This is a genomic window from Microbacterium sp. SCN 69-37 (assembly GCF_001724435.1).
In the GTDB taxonomy this organism is placed as follows: domain Bacteria; phylum Actinomycetota; class Actinomycetes; order Actinomycetales; family Microbacteriaceae; genus Microbacterium; species Microbacterium laevaniformans.
On the sequence record NZ_MEEL01000017.1, the window covers coordinates 86,902 to 103,238 of the forward strand.

Consider the following 16,337-nt stretch of genomic DNA (forward strand, 5'->3'; position numbering starts at 1 on the left):
GCGTGCGGCGGTACTGTCACGCGCCAATCCCGGGAGTAACGGACCGATCCCCTGAGGATCCGCAATGGATCCGCGCTCACGGGGCGTGTCGCGCGGTCGCAGCGACCGTCGCGGCCCCGATCACGCGCGCACCGCCGGCCGTCAGGGCTCGCGCGGCCTCGCGCAACGTCGCGCCGGTGGTCAGCACGTCGTCGACGGCGATGACGGACAGCCCCGCGACACCGCGCGCCTGGAGGGTTCCCGCGACGTTCTGCGCGCGCGCCTCGCGGCCGAGACCACGCTGGTCGGCGACCGCGCCGCGCGAGCTCAGCGCCCGCAGCGGCTCCAGACCGCCCCGGCGCGCCAGCAGGGCGCTGGTCTCGTATCCTCGCCGGCGAAACGCACGTCGCGACGAGGGCACGGGCACGATCGCCACCTCGGCGCCGGCGCCTTCGACGCGCGCCACAGCAGCGGCCAGGGCACCGCCGAGCGGTCGGGCCAGCCCCGTACGCCCGTCCTCTTTGAACGCGCGCAGGACGCGCGCCGGCACGCCGGAGAAATCCAGTGCGGAGCAGACGGCGAGCCCCGGCAGCAGCGAACGTACGCGCACCCGTGGCAGAAGGAGTTCACGACAGCGCGCGCACAGACCGACGTCCGGCTCGTCGCAGCCCGCGCACCACACGGGCAGTACCAGCGAGAGCGCCCCGGCCGCAGCGTCGCCCACGCGGCGCCAGACGGGTGCGCGGAGCCAAGCCGGATCGAGCATGATGCCACCATGTCGAATGCACGTCACGTGCGGGGACCCCGATGCGCATCTGTGGAGGAGCGCTCTCGCAGCGCGACGCGGGGAGGAGGATCCGCCTCAGCGCGGCATCCCCTGCTGCACCGCCAGGACCCGGACGCCCCCCATCAGCTGCTGCCAGTTGGCACCCCGCTGCGCATAGAGCTCGCCGTCGGTGTCACTCACGCTCGCGTTCGACGTCTGCCCCGAGAGCGTCGAGGTGTCCCCGGGCGTACGGATCGGCGCGTCCGGGAAGCCGCCCACGTGCACCGCCTCGACATACTGGTCCTGCCCGGTGCCGGCGAGCACGCCGAGCGTGCTCGCATCGAGCCAGGTGAGATCCGTTGCGGCATCCGACAGCGTCGCGAGCTTCTTCACGGGAGACGCGAGCGCGGTGGGCGCCCCGGTGCGGTCCCGCTGGATCCCCGCCCCCCATACGGCGTAGCGGTCACCGTCGCGCACCACGGCGACGAGCCTCGTCCCGTCGCGCGAGACGCGCTGCGCGATGACCGCGGAGGCGCCCGCCCATCCCCCGGACATCGGAACGGCGGTGCCGCCCGGTGCGTACGCGATCACCGATCCGGGCGCGTCCGACGGCACCGACCACACGTATCCCGCGGGATCCATGGAGGGAGCGACGAGATCCGGACGCGTGTCGAGGCGGCGGATGGGGCCGTCGGCGGGGACCTCGAGAACCGCTCCCGACACGTCGCGGACAGCGGCGGCGGTGCGATCGGCATTGACCTCGATGTCGGTCGCCGAGATCTGCATCAGCGCGTCGGAGAGCCCCGCGATCGGCGAGATGGTCGTGCCCGATACGAAACCGAAGGCGTCATCGGTGCGAACCAAGGGGTTGGCCGCCACCGCGGTGGAACGCACGTCCACACGGTGGGCCGTCAGCTGCTGGCCCCCGGGAAGCAGCATGTCCACGCTCGTGATCCCGGGGACGTCCAGGCTCGCCTCGAGCTGGGTCTGCATGCGGTTCAGCGCGGTCTGGTCGAGCGAGCGGGCGCCGTCCTGCAGGGTCACCTGCGCGACGTTGGACTGACGCGGAACGGAGGTCAACTCGAGCCGTGCACCATCCGTGAACGCGCTCACCACCGCCCCGCGCAGCCAGGGCGCGGGCGCACCGTCGACGAGGCCCTGAGCGATGTTGGTGGCGGCGTAGTACCGCGGGAACCACCGTACGTCGGGCACCAGGTAGGTCCACGTCGGATCGAAGTACATCAGCGAATAGTTCCCGAACACGGCCAGGAACTGGGCCTTGTCGAGCACGATCCCGTCGGGCGCCTGGGTGATCCGCCACTGCCCGTCGTCCTGCTGAGCGAGCTTGAAGGTCAGGGGAATGGGGCCGTTGTCGGATGCCGGGCTCATCTCCCCCGTGGCATCCACCGTCGCCACCGGCGAGACCGTCAGCACGATGTCGCCGGATGCGCTCTGCTGCAGGGTGCGCTGCCCGGACGCGTAGATCGTGACGCCGGCCTGCGGCTTCCAGGTGCCTTTGTAGCTGGGGGCGAGGAACTGCTGCGCCGTCTCCCAGTTGTTGGTGGGGCCGGTACCGGCCGCGATGAAGCCCTCGACGATCTGCTGGGGCGTGGCGTCCTTCACCGGCCCCTTCGGGATGAATGCGATGTCACCGGAGGTCCCGTCGTCCACGATCCGCACGCCCGGGTTGACCGGTCCGGAGGTCGGCAGCCCCGCGCACGCGGCGAGGGCCACCATGAGCGCCCCCGCGAGCACCGTGATGCTCGCCCGGCGCAGACGCCGAAGACTCATGAGCGTCCCCCCTTGTCGAATACGGTGATCGGCTGCGTCAAGCCGAGGTCATCGAGCGAGACGCCGTCCTCGCCCGGGTCGAGGGCAACGGGTGACGAGCCGTCGATGGGCTGACCCTGCCGCGGCAGCGTCAGCACGAAGTTCGTGCCGCGGCCGAGATCCGACCAGACAGCCAGAGTGCCCCCGTGCAGCTTCGCATCGCCGAGCGCGATCGACAGCCCCAATCCCGTGCCGCCGATCGTGCGCTTGCGCGACGGGTCGGCGCGCCAGAAGCGGTCGAACACGCGCTCGGCGTCGGCGGCGCTCATGCCGAGTCCATAGTCACGGACACCGATCGCAACCGCCCGCTGGTTGCTGTCCACGGTGACGACGATGGGACGGCCCTCGCCGTGCTCGATGGCGTTGCCGAGCAGGTTGCGCACGACCCTGCGGACGCGGCGGGGATCCATGTCGACCGGAGAGTAGCCTCCCGGAGCGACCAGGCGCACATCCGTCCCGTGCTGATCGGCCAACTGCTGCATCGAGGCGATGACGTCCTCGGCGAGATGCGCGAGGCTGGTCGGCTCATACTCCAGCTGCACCGACCCCGCGTCGTAGCGGCTGATCTCCAGCAGGTCGGTCAGAAGCGTCTCGAAGCGCTGCACCTGTGCATGCAGCAGCTCCGCGGCGCGGGCGGTGGTCGGATCGAAGGAGTCGCGCTGATCGTTGAGCATGTCGCTGGCCAGGCGGATCGTCGTCAGCGGTGTGCGCAGCTCATGGGAGACGTCGGAGACGAAGCGCTGCTGCACGAGCGAGAGCTCGGCGAGCTCCTTGATCTGGGATTCGATGCTGTCGGCCATCGCGTTGAACGAGCGGCCGAGGATCGCGAACTCGTCCTCACCCCGTACCGGCAGACGCACGGCGAGATCGCCGGCGGCGAGGGTCGCACTCGTTTCGGCGGCCTCGGCGATCGGGACGGTCACCGAGCGCAGCACGAAGGAGGAGATCGCGGCGATCAGGAGCACCAGCCCGGCACCGACGAGCCACAGCGTGATCTGGACGAACTGCAGGGTCTGCTGCTCCGGGGCGAAGTCGTAGGCGAAGTAGAACTCGTAGGCACCGACCTCGGGAAACTCGAGCTGCTGCCCGACGATGATCCCGGGCACCGTACTGCCGTCGGCTGCCGGCAGACCGACGGACTGCCACCAGCGCTTCTGGCTGTCACCTTGAACGGCGCCGCGCAGCCCGGGCGTGATCAATCCTGCGTTCAGCCCGCCGCGCTGGAAGTCCTGCGGGGCGATCGTCGACGGCTCATCCGAAATGCGGAACGCGGCGATCATGTCGGTGCCGGCTTGGCGGGCGATCGAGTCGGTCGCATTGTTCCAGAGCGACTGCAAGGCGGCGCCGTCGCCATCGATCTGCGCGGCGTTGAGCGTCTGCTGGGTGGACTGCGTGGCGCGCTGCACGGCTTCCTGCACCTGCTGGACGCGGGACTCGAAGAGATCGTTCTGGATCGCAAGCGCCATCGCGACGAAGGCGATGAGGATGGCGAGAGCCGTCGCACCGATCGTGATGACGAGCGTGCGAAAACGCAGCGACCGGGTCCAGGCGTACGCCACCCGGCGAGGCCAGCTGCGCCAATCGCGCCAGCCGGTCAACGTCGGCACGGTCGCCGTCTGCGGCGTCATGAGCGGCCGATCACACCACCGCGCCGGCGCGATAGCCGACGCCGCGCACCGTCATGACGATCCGCGGGTTGTCGGGATCGATCTCGACCTTCGCGCGCAGCCGCTGCACGTGCACATTCACGAGACGGGTGTCGGCCTTGTAGTGGTAGCCCCAGACCTGCTCGAGCAGCATTTCGCGCGAGAACACCTGCTGCGGTTTCGAGGCGAGCGCCACGAGCAACTCGAACTCCAGCGGGGTGAGCGCGATGACCTCGCTCCCCCGGCGCACTTCGTGGGCGGCGACGTCGACGATGACGTCGCCGATGCGCAGATCGCCGCCGGTCGCCTCGGCGGCGGGACGAAGCCGCGTGCGGATCCGCGCCACGAGCTCTTTCGGGTTGAACGGCTTGACGATGTAGTCGTCGGCGCCCGACTCGAGCCCGCGGACGACGTCGGCCGTATCGGTGCGCGCGGTGAGCATGATGATCGGAACGCCCGATTCGGAGCGGATGCGCGTGCAGATCTCGATGCCGTCCATGCCGGGCAGCATCAGGTCCAAGAGCACGAGGTCGGGCCGCTCCTCCCGCCACATCTCGACGGCGGCGGTGCCGTCGGCGCAGAACAGCGGTTCGAAGCCCTCGGTGCGCAGCACGATACCGATCATCTCGGCGAGCGCGATGTCGTCGTCGACAACGAGGATGCGGGAAGTCATATGGCCTGATTCGTCCTTCGGGTGGGCCGGATGCCGCGGCGCGGCAGGGCGCAACAACACAGTATCCGACGTGTCTGGGTTGAGACCGCGTGCCGCGCAGGACGACGGCGGGGCCCCTTCCGATCGGAAGGGGCCCCGGCGTCGTGTGGATGCGTGCTCAGCGGTGGAGGTCGAAGCGGTCCAGCTCGGTGACCTTGGTCCACGCGGCGACGAAATCGCGGACGAACTTCTCGGTCGCGTCGTCCGAGGCGTACACCTCGGCAAGCGCGCGCAGCTCGGAGTTCGAGCTGAAGAGCAGATCGACGCGCGTGCCGACGCCGACCTTCTCGCCCGAGCCGTCCTTGACCCCCGCGAAGGCGTGGGAGCCGGGGTCCAGCGGCGTCCACGTCGTCCCGAGGTCGAGCAGATTCACGAAGAAGTCGTTCGAGAGCACCCCGACCCGGTCCGTGAACACGCCGTACGGCGAACCGTCCCAGTTCGCGCCCAGCACACGCAGGCCTCCGACCAGGACGGTCATCTCCGGAGCCGTGAGGGTGAGGAGGTTCGCCTTGTCGATGAGGTGGTACTCCGCGGGCATCGGGGCCAGCGGACCCTGGTAGTTGCGGAAGCCATCGGCCGCGGGCTCCAGGTAGGCGAAGGACTCGACGTCGGTCTGCTGCTCCGAGGCGTCGGTGCGTCCCGCGTGGAACGGCACGTCCACCGCGACGCCCGCATCGGCCGCCGCCTTCTCGACGGCGGCATTGCCCGCGATGACGATCAGGTCGGCGAGGGAGACGTCGATACCGGCCTGGGCGGCATCCGTCTTGATACCGCCGAGCACGCCGAGCACCCGGTGCAGCTGGGCGGGGTTGTTGACCTCCCAGTCCTTCTGCGGCGCGAGGCGGATGCGTGCGCCGTTGACGCCCCCGCGCTTGTCACTGCCGCGGAAGGAGGATGCCGCCGCCCACGTCGTCGCGACCAGTTCGGAGACCGTCAGACCCGAGTCGAGCACGCGCGCCTTCAGGTCGGCGACCTGCGTGCTGTCCAGCCCGGTGCCGGTCGGCGCGGGGACCGGGTCCTGCCAGAGCAGCTCCTCCGCCGGCACCTCCGGTCCGAGGTAACGGGTGACGGGTCCCATGTCGCGGTGCGTGAGTTTGAACCATGCACGGGCGAACGCATCGGCGAAGGCGTCGGGGTCGTCCTTGAACTTCCGCGAGATCTTGTCGTACTCCGGGTCCATACGCAGGGCGAGATCGCTCGTGAGCATGCGCGGCTCGCGCTTGCCGTCGCTGTGCGCGAGCGGAACCATGTCGGCGCCCTGGCCGCCCTTCGGCCGCCACTGGTGCGCACCGGCGGGGCTCTTCATGAGCTCCCACTCGTACGCGTAGAGGATGTGGAAGAACTCGTTGTCCCAGCGCGTGGGGTGATAGGTCCACGTGACCTCGAGGCCGGACGTGATCGTGTCGTCACCGCGCCCCGTGCCGTGGTTGTTCTTCCAGCCGAGGCCCTGAGCCTCCAGGCCCGCAGCCTCCGGGTTGTCGTCGAGGTTGTCGTCGGATGCCGCGCCGTGCGTCTTTCCGAACGTGTGGCCGCCCGCGATCAGCGCGACGGTCTCCTCGTCGTTCATCGCCATGCGACCGAACGTCTCACGGATGTCGCGGGCGGAGGCCAGCGGGTCGGGATTGCCGTTCGGTCCTTCCGGGTTGACGTAGATGAGGCCCATCTGCACGGCCGCGAGAGGCTTGTCCAGCTCGCGGTCTCCGGAGTAGCGCTCGTCGCCCAGCCAGGTGGTCTCGGGACCCCAGTACACGTCGTCATCGGGCTCCCAGACGTCGGCGCGGCCGCCGGCGAAGCCGAACGTGCGGAAACCCATCGACTCCAGCGCGACGTTGCCGGCGAGGATCATGAGGTCGGCCCAGGAGATCGACTGGCCGTACTTCTTCTTGACGGGCCAGAGCAGTCGCCGCGCCTTGTCGAGGTTGACGTTGTCGGGCCAGCTGTTCAGCGGGGCGAATCGCTGCTGACCGGCGCCGCCGCCACCGCGACCGTCGGTCACCCGATAGGTGCCGGCCGAGTGCCACGCCATGCGGATCATCAGCGGCCCGTAATGGCCGAAGTCGGCGGGCCACCAGTCCTGACTGGTGGTGAGCACGTCCTCGATGTCCTTCTTGACGGCCGCCAGGTCGAGCGACTCGAAGGCGGCGGCGTAGTCGAAGTCCGCGTCCAGAGGGTTACGCACCTGGGGGTTCTTGGCGAGGATCTTGAGGTTGAGCTGGTTGGGCCACCAGACCCGGTTGGCCGACCCGCTCGTCGGGTGCGGCTGCGCGTGGATGACCGGGCAGGTCGCGGCCTCCTCGGCGTACGCCTCGCCGGTGTCGGTGACGGTGACGGACTGGTCGATGTCGGTCGCGTCAGCGCCGATGCCGGCGCTGGTCGGGTCCTGGTCTGTCATGATGTTCCTTCCGTGAGGGGTGGGGTGGCGGCTCGTGCGCACGCGGGGCACACGCCCCAGTACGTCACCTCCGCCGTGGTGAGGATGAAGCCGTGGCTGTCGGAGGGCTCGAGACACGGCGCCGCGCCGATGGCGCAGTCCACGTCGACGACCGCGCCGCACGAGGTGCACACGAGGTGATGGTGGTTATCGCTGACCCGCAGCTCGAAGAGCATCGGCCGGCCCGCCGGCTCGATGCGGCGTACGAGCCCCGCATCGGCGAAATCACCCAACGCGTTGTACACCGATTGGCGGCTCGCACGCGGCATCCGCTCCACGATCGCGAGGAAGACGTCCTCCGCGCTGGCGTGCGCGTGCGTTCGCAGCGTGTCGTAGACCGCTGCACGCGAATCCGTGACCTTCAGCCCTGCCGCCCGCAGCGCCGCCGCGGCGTCGACGGCGTCTGCGCCGTGCGCGGGTGTTGCGAGCGAGGCCATGCCTCCACCTTACCTAGTTTTGAAGAAATCAAAACAAAAGTGGGGTGAACATTCGCTGTGCCGCAGCTATGGGTCGCCTGCACCCGGTCCGGGGAACATCGACCGTCAGTAGCGGTAATGCTCCAGCTTGTAGGGCCCCTCCACGGGAACACCGATGTACGCGGCCTGCTCCGGCGTGAGCTCGGTGAGCTGAACACCGAGCGCCGCCAGATGCAGTCGCGCCACCTTCTCATCCAGGATCTTCGGCAGCACGTACACGCCGACGGGATACTGCTCCCGCTTCGTGTACAGCTCGATCTGGGCCAGCACCTGGTTGGTGAACGACGCGCTCATCACGAAGGAGGGATGCCCGGTCGCGTTGCCGAGGTTCATCAGTCGCCCCTCGCTCATGACCAGGATGCTGCGCGGCGCACGGTCGTCACCGCCCGGCAGCCGGTACTCGTGCACCTGCGGCTTGATCTCGATCTTCTCGACACCCGGGATCGCTTCGAGCCCGGCGATGTCGATCTCGTCGTCGAAGTGTCCGACGTTGCCGACGATGGCAAGGTGTTTGAGGTTCTGAAGGTGATCCACCGTGACCACCCGGGTGTTCCCCGTGCCCGTGATGAGGATGTCGACATCGCCGATGACCGACTCCAAGCGGGCGACCTGGAAACCGTCCATCGCCGCCTGCAGCGCGCAGATGGGGTCGACCTCCCCGATGATCACGCGGGCGCCCTGACCGCGGAGCGCCTCGGCCGCTCCCTTGCCGACATCGCCGTAGCCGACGACGTAGGCGACCTTGCCGCCGATGAGCACGTCGGTGGCGCGGTTGAGACCGTCCGGAAGCGAGTGGCGGATGCCGTACTTGTTGTCGAACTTGCTCTTGGTGACCGAGTCGTTGACATTGATGGCCGGAAACAGCAGCGTCCCGGCTGCGGCGAGTTCGTACAACCGGTGCACGCCGGTGGTGGTCTCCTCGGTGACGCCGAGGATCTGCGCCGCCATCCGCGTGAAGCGCTGCGGGTCGCGGGCCAGGCTCGCGCGGAGCGTGTCGAGGACGATGCGGTACTCGTGCGAGTCGGACGGGGATGCCGCGGGCACCGCGCCCGCCTTCTCGAACTCGACGCCCTTGTGCACCAGCAGGGTCGCGTCGCCGCCGTCGTCGAGGATGAGGTTGGGCCCGTCGAAGCCCTCGGCCGACCAGTCGAAGATGCGATCGGCCAGCTGCCAGTACTCCTCGAGCGTCTCACCCTTGAACGCGAAGACCGGAACTCCGGCCGGCTGGTCCACGGTGCCGTGCGGGCCGACCGCGACCGCGGCGGCCGCCTCGTCCTGCGTCGAGAAGATGTTGCAGCTGGCCCAGCGCACCTGCGCACCCAGAGCCACGAGCGTCTCGATGAGCACGGCGGTCTGCACGGTCATGTGCAGCGAGCCGGCGATGCGGGCACCGGCCAGCGGGTGGAGGGGACCGAACTCCTCGCGCAGTGCCATCAGGCCGGGCATCTCGTTCTCGGCGAGGCGCAGCTGATGACGACCCGCCTCGGCGAGGCTCAGGTCGGCGACGACGAAGTCATGGATGCGGGCGGGGGCGGCAGTGGTCGGCATCCGCCCATTCTCGCACCCTCGTCCGGACGCCGGCCGAGCCTCAGACGCGCAGCGTCTCGTGGCGGACGACGACCCACCCCTTGGGCACCGACAGGCGGTCGGTGTGGATGGCGCAGAGGTCGTGCGCGTGCGGGTCGGTCGCTGCGCCGAGCGGGCCGAGGGCGGCCATCTGATCGCCGTAGTCGTAGGTCAGGGTCGTCACGGCCTCGCGGGCACAGCCCACCTTCGAACACAGTCGGGTACGCATCGCCCTCACGCTACCGGCGGCGGCGCACGAGGCGTGGGATGCCGCGCCGCCGCGGGACGCATCGCCGACCCGGGCGGGGAACGCTGACCTAGACTCGGAACATGATGAGGCGGCGCGCGAGCACTCCCCCGCGGGTGCGGCCGTCCCGCCACGGACGCCACGGTCGGGAGGACCGCAGTCCCGTGGTGCGGCCGCCGCTTCCGGCGCAGGAGACGCGCGAGGAACGTTTCGACTTCGTCGTCGGCACGGCGGCGGAGTTCCTGCGCAGCGCCTGGCCGGAGCTGCGAGAGGTCCGCTTCGAGGTGGCGGCCATGCCACCGGCATCCGATGAGGACGGCATCCCGCGGTGGACGGTCTCGACCGAAGAGCGGCGCATCGTGCTGTACCGCCTGCCGATCGAACGGCTCGGGAGCCTGCATCGGGAGGACGAGCTGCACCGGCGCATGGCCATCGAGGGCTGCGTCTTCCGCGCGGCCGCGCAGTATCTGGACCGCGACCCGTGGGATCTCGGGCCGGAGCGGTTCCGCTTTCTCTGAGCGTTCCGCACCGACGGGCGGTGTCGGGGGCGCTCAGCGGGGGTAGACGGTGACCGCCGACGCCGCCGCCGCGCTCGGCGCGACGGGGTAGCCGGCGATAGCGCCGGCACCGGCGTACGTGATGGCAGCGCGGACACTTCCCGTTCCCGGATCGAGGCGGTAGACGTCCCCGGCCTGCACAGAGACGGTGACGGCGCCGCCACCCGGCACAGAGATGTCGGTCTTCGCGCCGGTACCGGATGCCGCCGTGAGCACGACCGTCTGGGGCTCGCCTGTCGACGAGACGATGGTCATCGTCGGCGCCGCTCCCGCGGCGACGGCGACGAGCGCGGGCGCGGAGATCGCGTCGGCGGCGACGAACCAGCCGAAGTCGCTTCCGGCTGCGAAGCCGGACGTGGCCCAGGCGGCGCCCGTCACCGGGGCCGTCGCGCTCACCCGCACCGCGTACGTGCCGGTGGCGAGTCCGCCCAGATCGAGTTTGAGAGGTACGCCCGCCTTCAGGGGGACCGCCTGCGGTGCGCCCACTGCCGCACCGTCGCGCACGACGGTGACGGTCGCCTGGGCGTCGGCGCCCGGGGAGAGCAGCCGCAGCGACGTCGGGGCGTTGCTCTCGCCTGCGCCGCCCTGCGTCGTCACGACGGGAACGCCCGGGATCACGAGATCCGTGTCGGGGACGGCGGTGGCGCCGACCTGATCGACGCCTCCGGCCACGAGCACGCGCGTGAGGCTGGTCTGCAGAGCGGCGCGGATCGGGGCCTGCGCCGATGTCACGCGCAGCACCGGGTTGTCCTCACGCAGGGCGAGGGAGGCGAGCGGGATGATCCGCTGCGTGCCGGCGGCGACGACGATCGCGTTGCCCGCGACGGGGACGGCGCCGCCGCCGGCGCCGTACACGGTGATCGTGACGCGCGCCGCGACCACACCCGGATTCTCGAGAACGACCAGATCCGAGGCGCCGGTCGCCCCGGAGCCGCCGACGAGCCACGATTCCATTTCGGGCCGCGCGCAGGATGACGCGGCGAACCCGGCGAGGTCGTCCGCGCTCACCTGCGCCGAGGTCGCTGCGGCGATGTCGGCGGGCTCCCCGTCCACGGGAGCGGCGCGCAAGGTGGTCGGCCCCGTTCCGCCGGTGACGTCGGGGGCAGCCAACGTGGAGGTCGCGGCATCCGTCGAGGCCGCCTTCGACAGCGCGGCGGAGGTCAGCGCGGCCGGGGCGGCATCGGTGAGCTGGGCGGCGCGGGTCGCGTCGCGTCCCGCGGCCAGGACGGGACCGATGCACGTCGCGATCGATGCCGTCGCGGGCGGGTGCGCCGCGATCGAGAGGTCGGAGTCGTCGGTGTGCGTGGGAAGCGGCAGTGCGACCAATGCCACGCCCGCCGCCACCGCGGCTGCCGTGATGACGGTGCCGACGGCGAACCGCACGGTCGTGAGGCGACGAACGCCGGGCAGGCGGGTGCTCATCGGAGTCCTCCTCCGGACGCGCGCCGCGCGCCGATGACGCGCGGGCGACGACGGTTCAGCCGCAGCGAGCGTCGGGTGGGCAGAGCGAGCAGCAGGGCGATCAGCACGACCCCGATCTGCACCGCGGCGGTGCGGGCGTTGTCGACCGCCGACGCCGCCACGCGATCCGTGACCGGGGCGGTGACCCGCCACAGCTTGCCCTTCGCGGTGTCGCCGACGATCTCGAGATCCTGACGCTGATCGAGGGCGGTCTCGGCCGCGATGCGCACCGCGCGCGCCGCGTCGCTCTCACCCTCGGCGGTGCCGCCGAGGAGCACGAACGCGACCCCGTGCGCCCCCAGACGCGCGACCGCGTCGCCCGAGGGCACGGCGATGAGCTCGGCCGTCAGCTCCGCGGCTTCGGCGTCGCCGGCGTCGGTGGAGGAGCGCGCCGAGCGCAGGGTGCTCTGCCCGCCCAGGGCCGAGGTCTCACCCCAGACGACATCCGTGACGACGGATCCGTCGGCCGCGGCGGCGAGCACGAAGGTGGCGTTGCCCAACCCCGATCGCCCCTCCGCCTCGACGTAGGCCGGCAGGGTGCTGCTCGGGCCGTTCGTGACGGCCGACGTGCCGCGGGGCAGCGCGGTGATCACGGGGACCGCACTGACCGCGAGGGCGGTCAGCGCCAGGGCGGCGAGCGGTCCACGGAGTCGGGGGCGCGCCGGCAGCGCGTCGATCGTCATCGCTGCCGATCCCAGCAGGGCGAGCCAGTACAGGCTGAGGGCGGCGCCCGGCCAGACCGCGATGGTAGTCCCGGCATCCGAGGTGACGACGATGCCGATGACCGCGACCGCCGTCGCGAGGGCGCTGAGCGCGATCATGAGGACGATCGCGGACGACAGCGTGCGCGACACGATGGGGGCGGCCACCGCGAGCACGATCACGGGCACGACGAGCAGGAACGGCCACGCCCCCGTGCCGTCGAGGAGCTGACCCCACTCCGAACCGCGAGCGGTGGGGAATCCGAGCGCGAGGGCGACACGGCGGGCGAGATCTGTCGACTCCCCCGACGGCAGCGGCACGCCGGGGTCGGCGATCAGGGCCCACGGCTCGCCGGCGGTGAGGCGACGCCAGATCATCGGCGCCCAGACGATCACCGACGGAACGAGCAGCCAGACGACGCGCGCGAGGCCTCGCCCCCGACCGAGCGCCGCCGTCAGCACGATCGCCACGAGCCACAGCGCGATGAGGGCCGGAGCCAGCGACGGGGCGCTGGCGAGCACCGCGACGGCGATCACCGATCCCATGCCCGCCGCTGTCCACGAGCGGTGCGCCGCGACCGCGGTCCACAGCAACCACGGAAGCAGGAGGTGTGCGATGACGACGGTCGGCCGTCCCGACGCCAGGGCGTCGAGCAGGCTCGGCGCGAGCGCGTAGCCCACGGCCACGACGGCGCGGGAGAGCGCGTTGTCGGTCAGACGCGTGGCGGCGAACCAGGCGCCCAGGGCGGACAGGGGGATCGCCAGCACCCACACGACGACGAGGACGCGCGAGGGCGCGGCGGGCCAGAGCGAGCCGAGCACGGCGACGACGGCACTGAACGGGTCGGCCGGCCCCTGCGTGTCCCAGCCGAGAGGCCGGGCCCCGGATGCTGCATCGGCCCAGAGCTGGCCGACGGTCGCCCGCAGCGGCGCAAGGCCTCCCCCGCCGAGCACCGGCCACGCGAGCAGGGACAGGAAGGCGAGGACCGAGACGAGCAGCGCTCCGAGGACGATCCAGGCACCGCCCCCGGAGAAGAAGTGCAGTTCACCGCGCGCGGTGCCGTCGATGATCACGTCGTCGTCGAGACGCTGACGCAGCTCGACCCGACTGACCCGCAGCGGTGCCAGCTGCGCCCAGGAGACGCGGCGGCCGGCACGGATGCCGCGTCGTGCGCGGGCGACGGCGGCGGGACGCAGCAGCACCGTCAGCGTGGCGCCCCATTCCGGACCGATCATCGACGGACGCTTGCCGAGGAGCAGGGCGACCGAGCGGAGGACCGCCAGCGGCAGCAGGGAGAGCCAGTGCAGCGGGACGGCGACCGCCGGCGCGTACACGAGTCGGCGGTGCAGTTGCGCCGTGCGGCGGCTGTAGGCCCGACGCACCCCGACCGGCTCGAAGCGGTCGCCGAGGGTCGGCGGGTCGGTGCGATCGGGATCTGCGATGGCGACGAAAGCCTGGGGCGCGAGGACGACACGGCCGCCGCGCAGACGCGCGCGCACACCGAGGTCGAGGCCTTCGTCCGCGCCCGCCAGCGCCGAATCGAGACCGTCGAGCGCGCGCCACGCGTCGGTGCGCACCAGGATGCCGCGGACATCCGAGCCGAGAACGTCCTCGCTGGCGTCATGCTGACCCTGATCATGCTCCCCGTCGGCGAGACCGACGGCGCGGCCGCCCCGCGTCATCGACACACCGAGAGACACGATGCGGTCGTTGTCGTCGGCGCGGACGAGTTTCGGCGCGGCGATCGCGACCGAGGGCGCGGTCTCGAGAGCGCCCATGAGGCGAACGAGCGCGTCGGGCGCGGGTGTGGTGTCCTGGTCGAGCACCCACACGGCATCCCCACCGAGCCGTCGGCTCGCCAGTGCGAGGGCGTCGGCGAAGGACGTCCCGCGATCGGCGGTGATGACGGCTTCGGCGGCGGACTCGCCCGCGATGCGCTGAAGCTCGCGATCGGTCGCGTGTGGGCCGCACAGCACGATGGTGAGCGTGTCCACCGGGCGCGCCTGGGCCGCGAGCGCGGAAAGGACGCGGTCGAGACGGATGTCGGTGGCCACGCGCGCATCAGGGCGCACGACCAGTAGTGCGTGAACTCGGGCGGGCATGACGTCGTCAGCCTAAGCGGGAGCCGGCGCAGAACGCGGACGTCGCCCGCGAGTCTCGTGATCGGTCACGCCGCCGAAGCGGTCGCCGCGATCAGGCGCGACGCTTGAGCTTGCGGCGCTCGCGTTCGCTGAGTCCACCCCAGATGCCGAAGCGCTCGTCGTTCTGCAGGGCGTACTCGAGGCACTCGCCGCGCACGTCGCACGAGGTGCAGATGCGCTTCGCGTCGCGTGTCGAGCCGCCCTTCTCCGGGAAGAAGGCCTCGGGGTCGGTCTGTGCGCACAGCGCATCGGCCTGCCACGCCAGGGCGCTGTCCTCATCGACAGCGGAGGGGCGACGGACTCCCGGGACGCCGAGATTGACCGGGTCGACGAACCAGTTGTCGGGGACGCCGGAGCGGTAACCCGTCATATCGTTCTCCCCACGTTTTCGGCTGGCGCTGGTGCGCGTGTTGGGATAATTACACCCTTGTCATTCGCCGCGGTCAAGTCGCAGATCGTAAACCCTCAAGGCCGGATTGAACCTTCACCCGCGTCCCGCCCGGCGTGTCGCCCGCGCGGAACCGGCGTGAGACGCGCGCACGAGAGGTGCGCGCGCCGCACCTCACGCACGACCGGGCTGCGCGACGAACACCGCGCCGGCGCCGGCGATGTCCACGCGGTCTTCGCGTCCGACGTACACGGCGGCGCCGGGAACGAGCGAGACCACGGCATCCGCGGTGCGCACCTCGGCCCCGCCCGCCGTCGCCAAGACGATCGCGGGGCCCCGCAGCGCCACCGTGACCGGCTGGTCGGCGGTGACGGTGACGGCCGTGAGCGCGAAATCGCTGACCGGCGGGGCGTACTCGCGGACGCCCGGCGCGATCTCCTGCGGCACGACGAGCGGGGCGGGCCCGGTTGCGACGTCGACCACGCGCATGAGCTCAGGCACATCGACGTGCTTGGGGGTCAGTCCGCCGCGCAGCACGTTGTCGCTGGCGGCCATGAGCTCGACGCCGAGCCCCGACTGGTAGGCGTGCAGCACGCCGGCGGGGGCGAACAGCGCCTGACCGGGCCGGAGGATCACGAGGTTCATCAGCAGCGCGACGATGAGGCCCGGGTCGCCGGGGAAGTCGGCGGCCGCGGCGCGCAGCGTGGCGATCTCCTCGGCGAACTCATCGCTGTCGGCGCGCTCGAGCGCCCGGACGAGGTCCGCGACGAGGTCGGCATCGGCGTCGGTGAGCGCCCACGCCAGCAGATCGCGGACGACGGATGCCGGGGCCGCGGCATCCGCCCCCGTCGCCGCACCGTCGGCGCCCTCCGCACCGACAGGCGCCCCGAGCCGCTGCATCAGCGCGGCGCGGGCGGGCCCCTCCCCCAGCGCCGCCACGAGGCGCCGGGTGTCGTCGAGCGGGCGGATCCCGACGAGCGCACGGAACTCGTCGCTGAGCGCGACGATGATCTCCGGCTTGTGGTTGGCGTCGCGGTAGAGGCGATCCGCGGCGTCGCGGGGCACCCCGGCATCCTCTTCGCGCGCGAAGCCCTCCCGGGCCTGGGCGATCGTCGGATGGGCCTGGATCGACAGCGAAGATGCCGCCGCGAGCACTTTCAGCAGGAAGGGCAGCGGCGGCTCGCCCGCGGCCGACAGGGCCGCGTCGAGGGTCTGTCCCGACCCGTCGGCGACGACGGAGGGGGAGCCGGGATGGTCGCCGTACCAGACCTCGGCCTCGGGGCGCCCGGTGGGCTCGCGCCCCTCCAGCGCGGGGATGAGATCGACCGATCCCCAGGAGTAGTCGCGCGGGGTGTTGGAAATCGGGATCAGCATGCGACCAGCCTAGAACCGGCGCCGGCGCAGCCCGATCCGGCACGGGTGCGCGCGATACCCT

At 71.2% G+C, this 16,337-nt stretch carries 13 protein-coding genes; 1 reads left to right on the forward strand and 12 read right to left on the reverse strand.

What is annotated here, in order from left to right; translation table 11 throughout:
- Window positions 1–76: 76 nt before the first annotated feature.
- The 8 genes from ABS64_RS02770 to ABS64_RS02805 form a co-directional block, all read right to left on the reverse strand.
- Window positions 77–745, reverse strand: a complete 669-nt coding sequence (locus ABS64_RS02770; RefSeq protein WP_292680590.1) for a phosphoribosyltransferase family protein — start codon at window positions 743–745, stop codon at window positions 77–79.
- A gap of 96 nt (window positions 746–841) precedes the next feature.
- Window positions 842–2,536: an LpqB family beta-propeller domain-containing protein gene (locus ABS64_RS02775; protein WP_292680592.1), complete on the reverse strand. Its 1,695-nt coding sequence runs from the start codon at window positions 2,534–2,536 to the stop codon at window positions 842–844.
- The gene (gene mtrB / locus ABS64_RS02780; protein WP_016463363.1) at window positions 2,533–4,203 is read right to left on the reverse strand and encodes an MtrAB system histidine kinase MtrB; all 1,671 of its coding nucleotides are present in this window, start codon (window positions 4,201–4,203) and stop codon (window positions 2,533–2,535) included. The genes ABS64_RS02775 and mtrB overlap by 4 nt, the downstream gene beginning before the upstream one ends.
- 10 nt (window positions 4,204–4,213) lie before the next feature.
- On the reverse strand, window positions 4,214–4,894 hold the full coding sequence (mtrA, locus tag ABS64_RS02785; RefSeq protein WP_005048291.1) for an MtrAB system response regulator MtrA: 681 nt from the start codon (window positions 4,892–4,894) through the stop codon (window positions 4,214–4,216).
- Between the two features lie 157 nt (window positions 4,895–5,051).
- On the reverse strand, window positions 5,052–7,325 hold the full coding sequence (katG, locus tag ABS64_RS02790; protein ID WP_292680596.1) for a catalase/peroxidase HPI: 2,274 nt from the start codon (window positions 7,323–7,325) through the stop codon (window positions 5,052–5,054).
- A complete protein-coding gene (locus ABS64_RS02795) occupies window positions 7,322–7,801 on the reverse strand; it encodes a Fur family transcriptional regulator (RefSeq protein ID WP_288121025.1) in 480 nt (159 codons plus the stop codon). The genes katG and ABS64_RS02795 overlap by 4 nt, the downstream gene beginning before the upstream one ends.
- Window positions 7,802–7,906: 105 nt before the next feature.
- Window positions 7,907–9,388 (reverse strand): adenosylhomocysteinase, encoded by a 1,482-nt coding sequence (gene ahcY, locus ABS64_RS02800; protein ID WP_292680599.1) that lies wholly within the window; start codon window positions 9,386–9,388, stop codon window positions 7,907–7,909.
- 40 nt (window positions 9,389–9,428) lie between these two features.
- Entirely contained in the window at window positions 9,429–9,635 is a 207-nt protein-coding gene (locus ABS64_RS02805; RefSeq protein ID WP_005048283.1) for a DUF3499 family protein, read from the reverse strand.
- A 101-nt stretch (window positions 9,636–9,736) separates the two neighbouring features.
- On the opposite strand from ABS64_RS02805, the gene ABS64_RS02810 reads away from it, so the two are divergent.
- Window positions 9,737–10,171, forward strand: a complete 435-nt coding sequence (locus ABS64_RS02810) for a metallopeptidase family protein (protein ID WP_036282608.1) — start codon at window positions 9,737–9,739, stop codon at window positions 10,169–10,171.
- A 33-nt stretch (window positions 10,172–10,204) separates the two neighbouring features.
- On the opposite strand, the gene ABS64_RS02815 is transcribed toward ABS64_RS02810, so the two are convergent.
- The 4 genes from ABS64_RS02815 to manA form a co-directional block, all read right to left on the reverse strand.
- A complete protein-coding gene (locus ABS64_RS02815) occupies window positions 10,205–11,632 on the reverse strand; it encodes a DUF5719 family protein (protein WP_292680602.1) in 1,428 nt (475 codons plus the stop codon).
- Window positions 11,629–14,475, reverse strand: coding sequence for a glycosyltransferase (locus ABS64_RS02820; protein WP_292680604.1), 2,847 nt, complete (start codon window positions 14,473–14,475; stop codon window positions 11,629–11,631). The genes ABS64_RS02815 and ABS64_RS02820 overlap by 4 nt, the downstream gene beginning before the upstream one ends.
- 91 nt (window positions 14,476–14,566) lie before the next feature.
- A complete protein-coding gene (locus ABS64_RS02825; RefSeq protein ID WP_076691402.1) occupies window positions 14,567–14,884 on the reverse strand; it encodes a WhiB family transcriptional regulator in 318 nt (105 codons plus the stop codon).
- Window positions 14,885–15,076: 192 nt separating this feature from the next.
- Window positions 15,077–16,276 carry a mannose-6-phosphate isomerase, class I gene (manA, locus tag ABS64_RS02830; protein ID WP_292680608.1) on the reverse strand — a complete coding sequence of 400 codons (1,200 nt, stop codon included), beginning with the start codon at window positions 16,274–16,276 and terminating at the stop codon, window positions 15,077–15,079.
- Window positions 16,277–16,337: the final 61 nt, after the last annotated feature.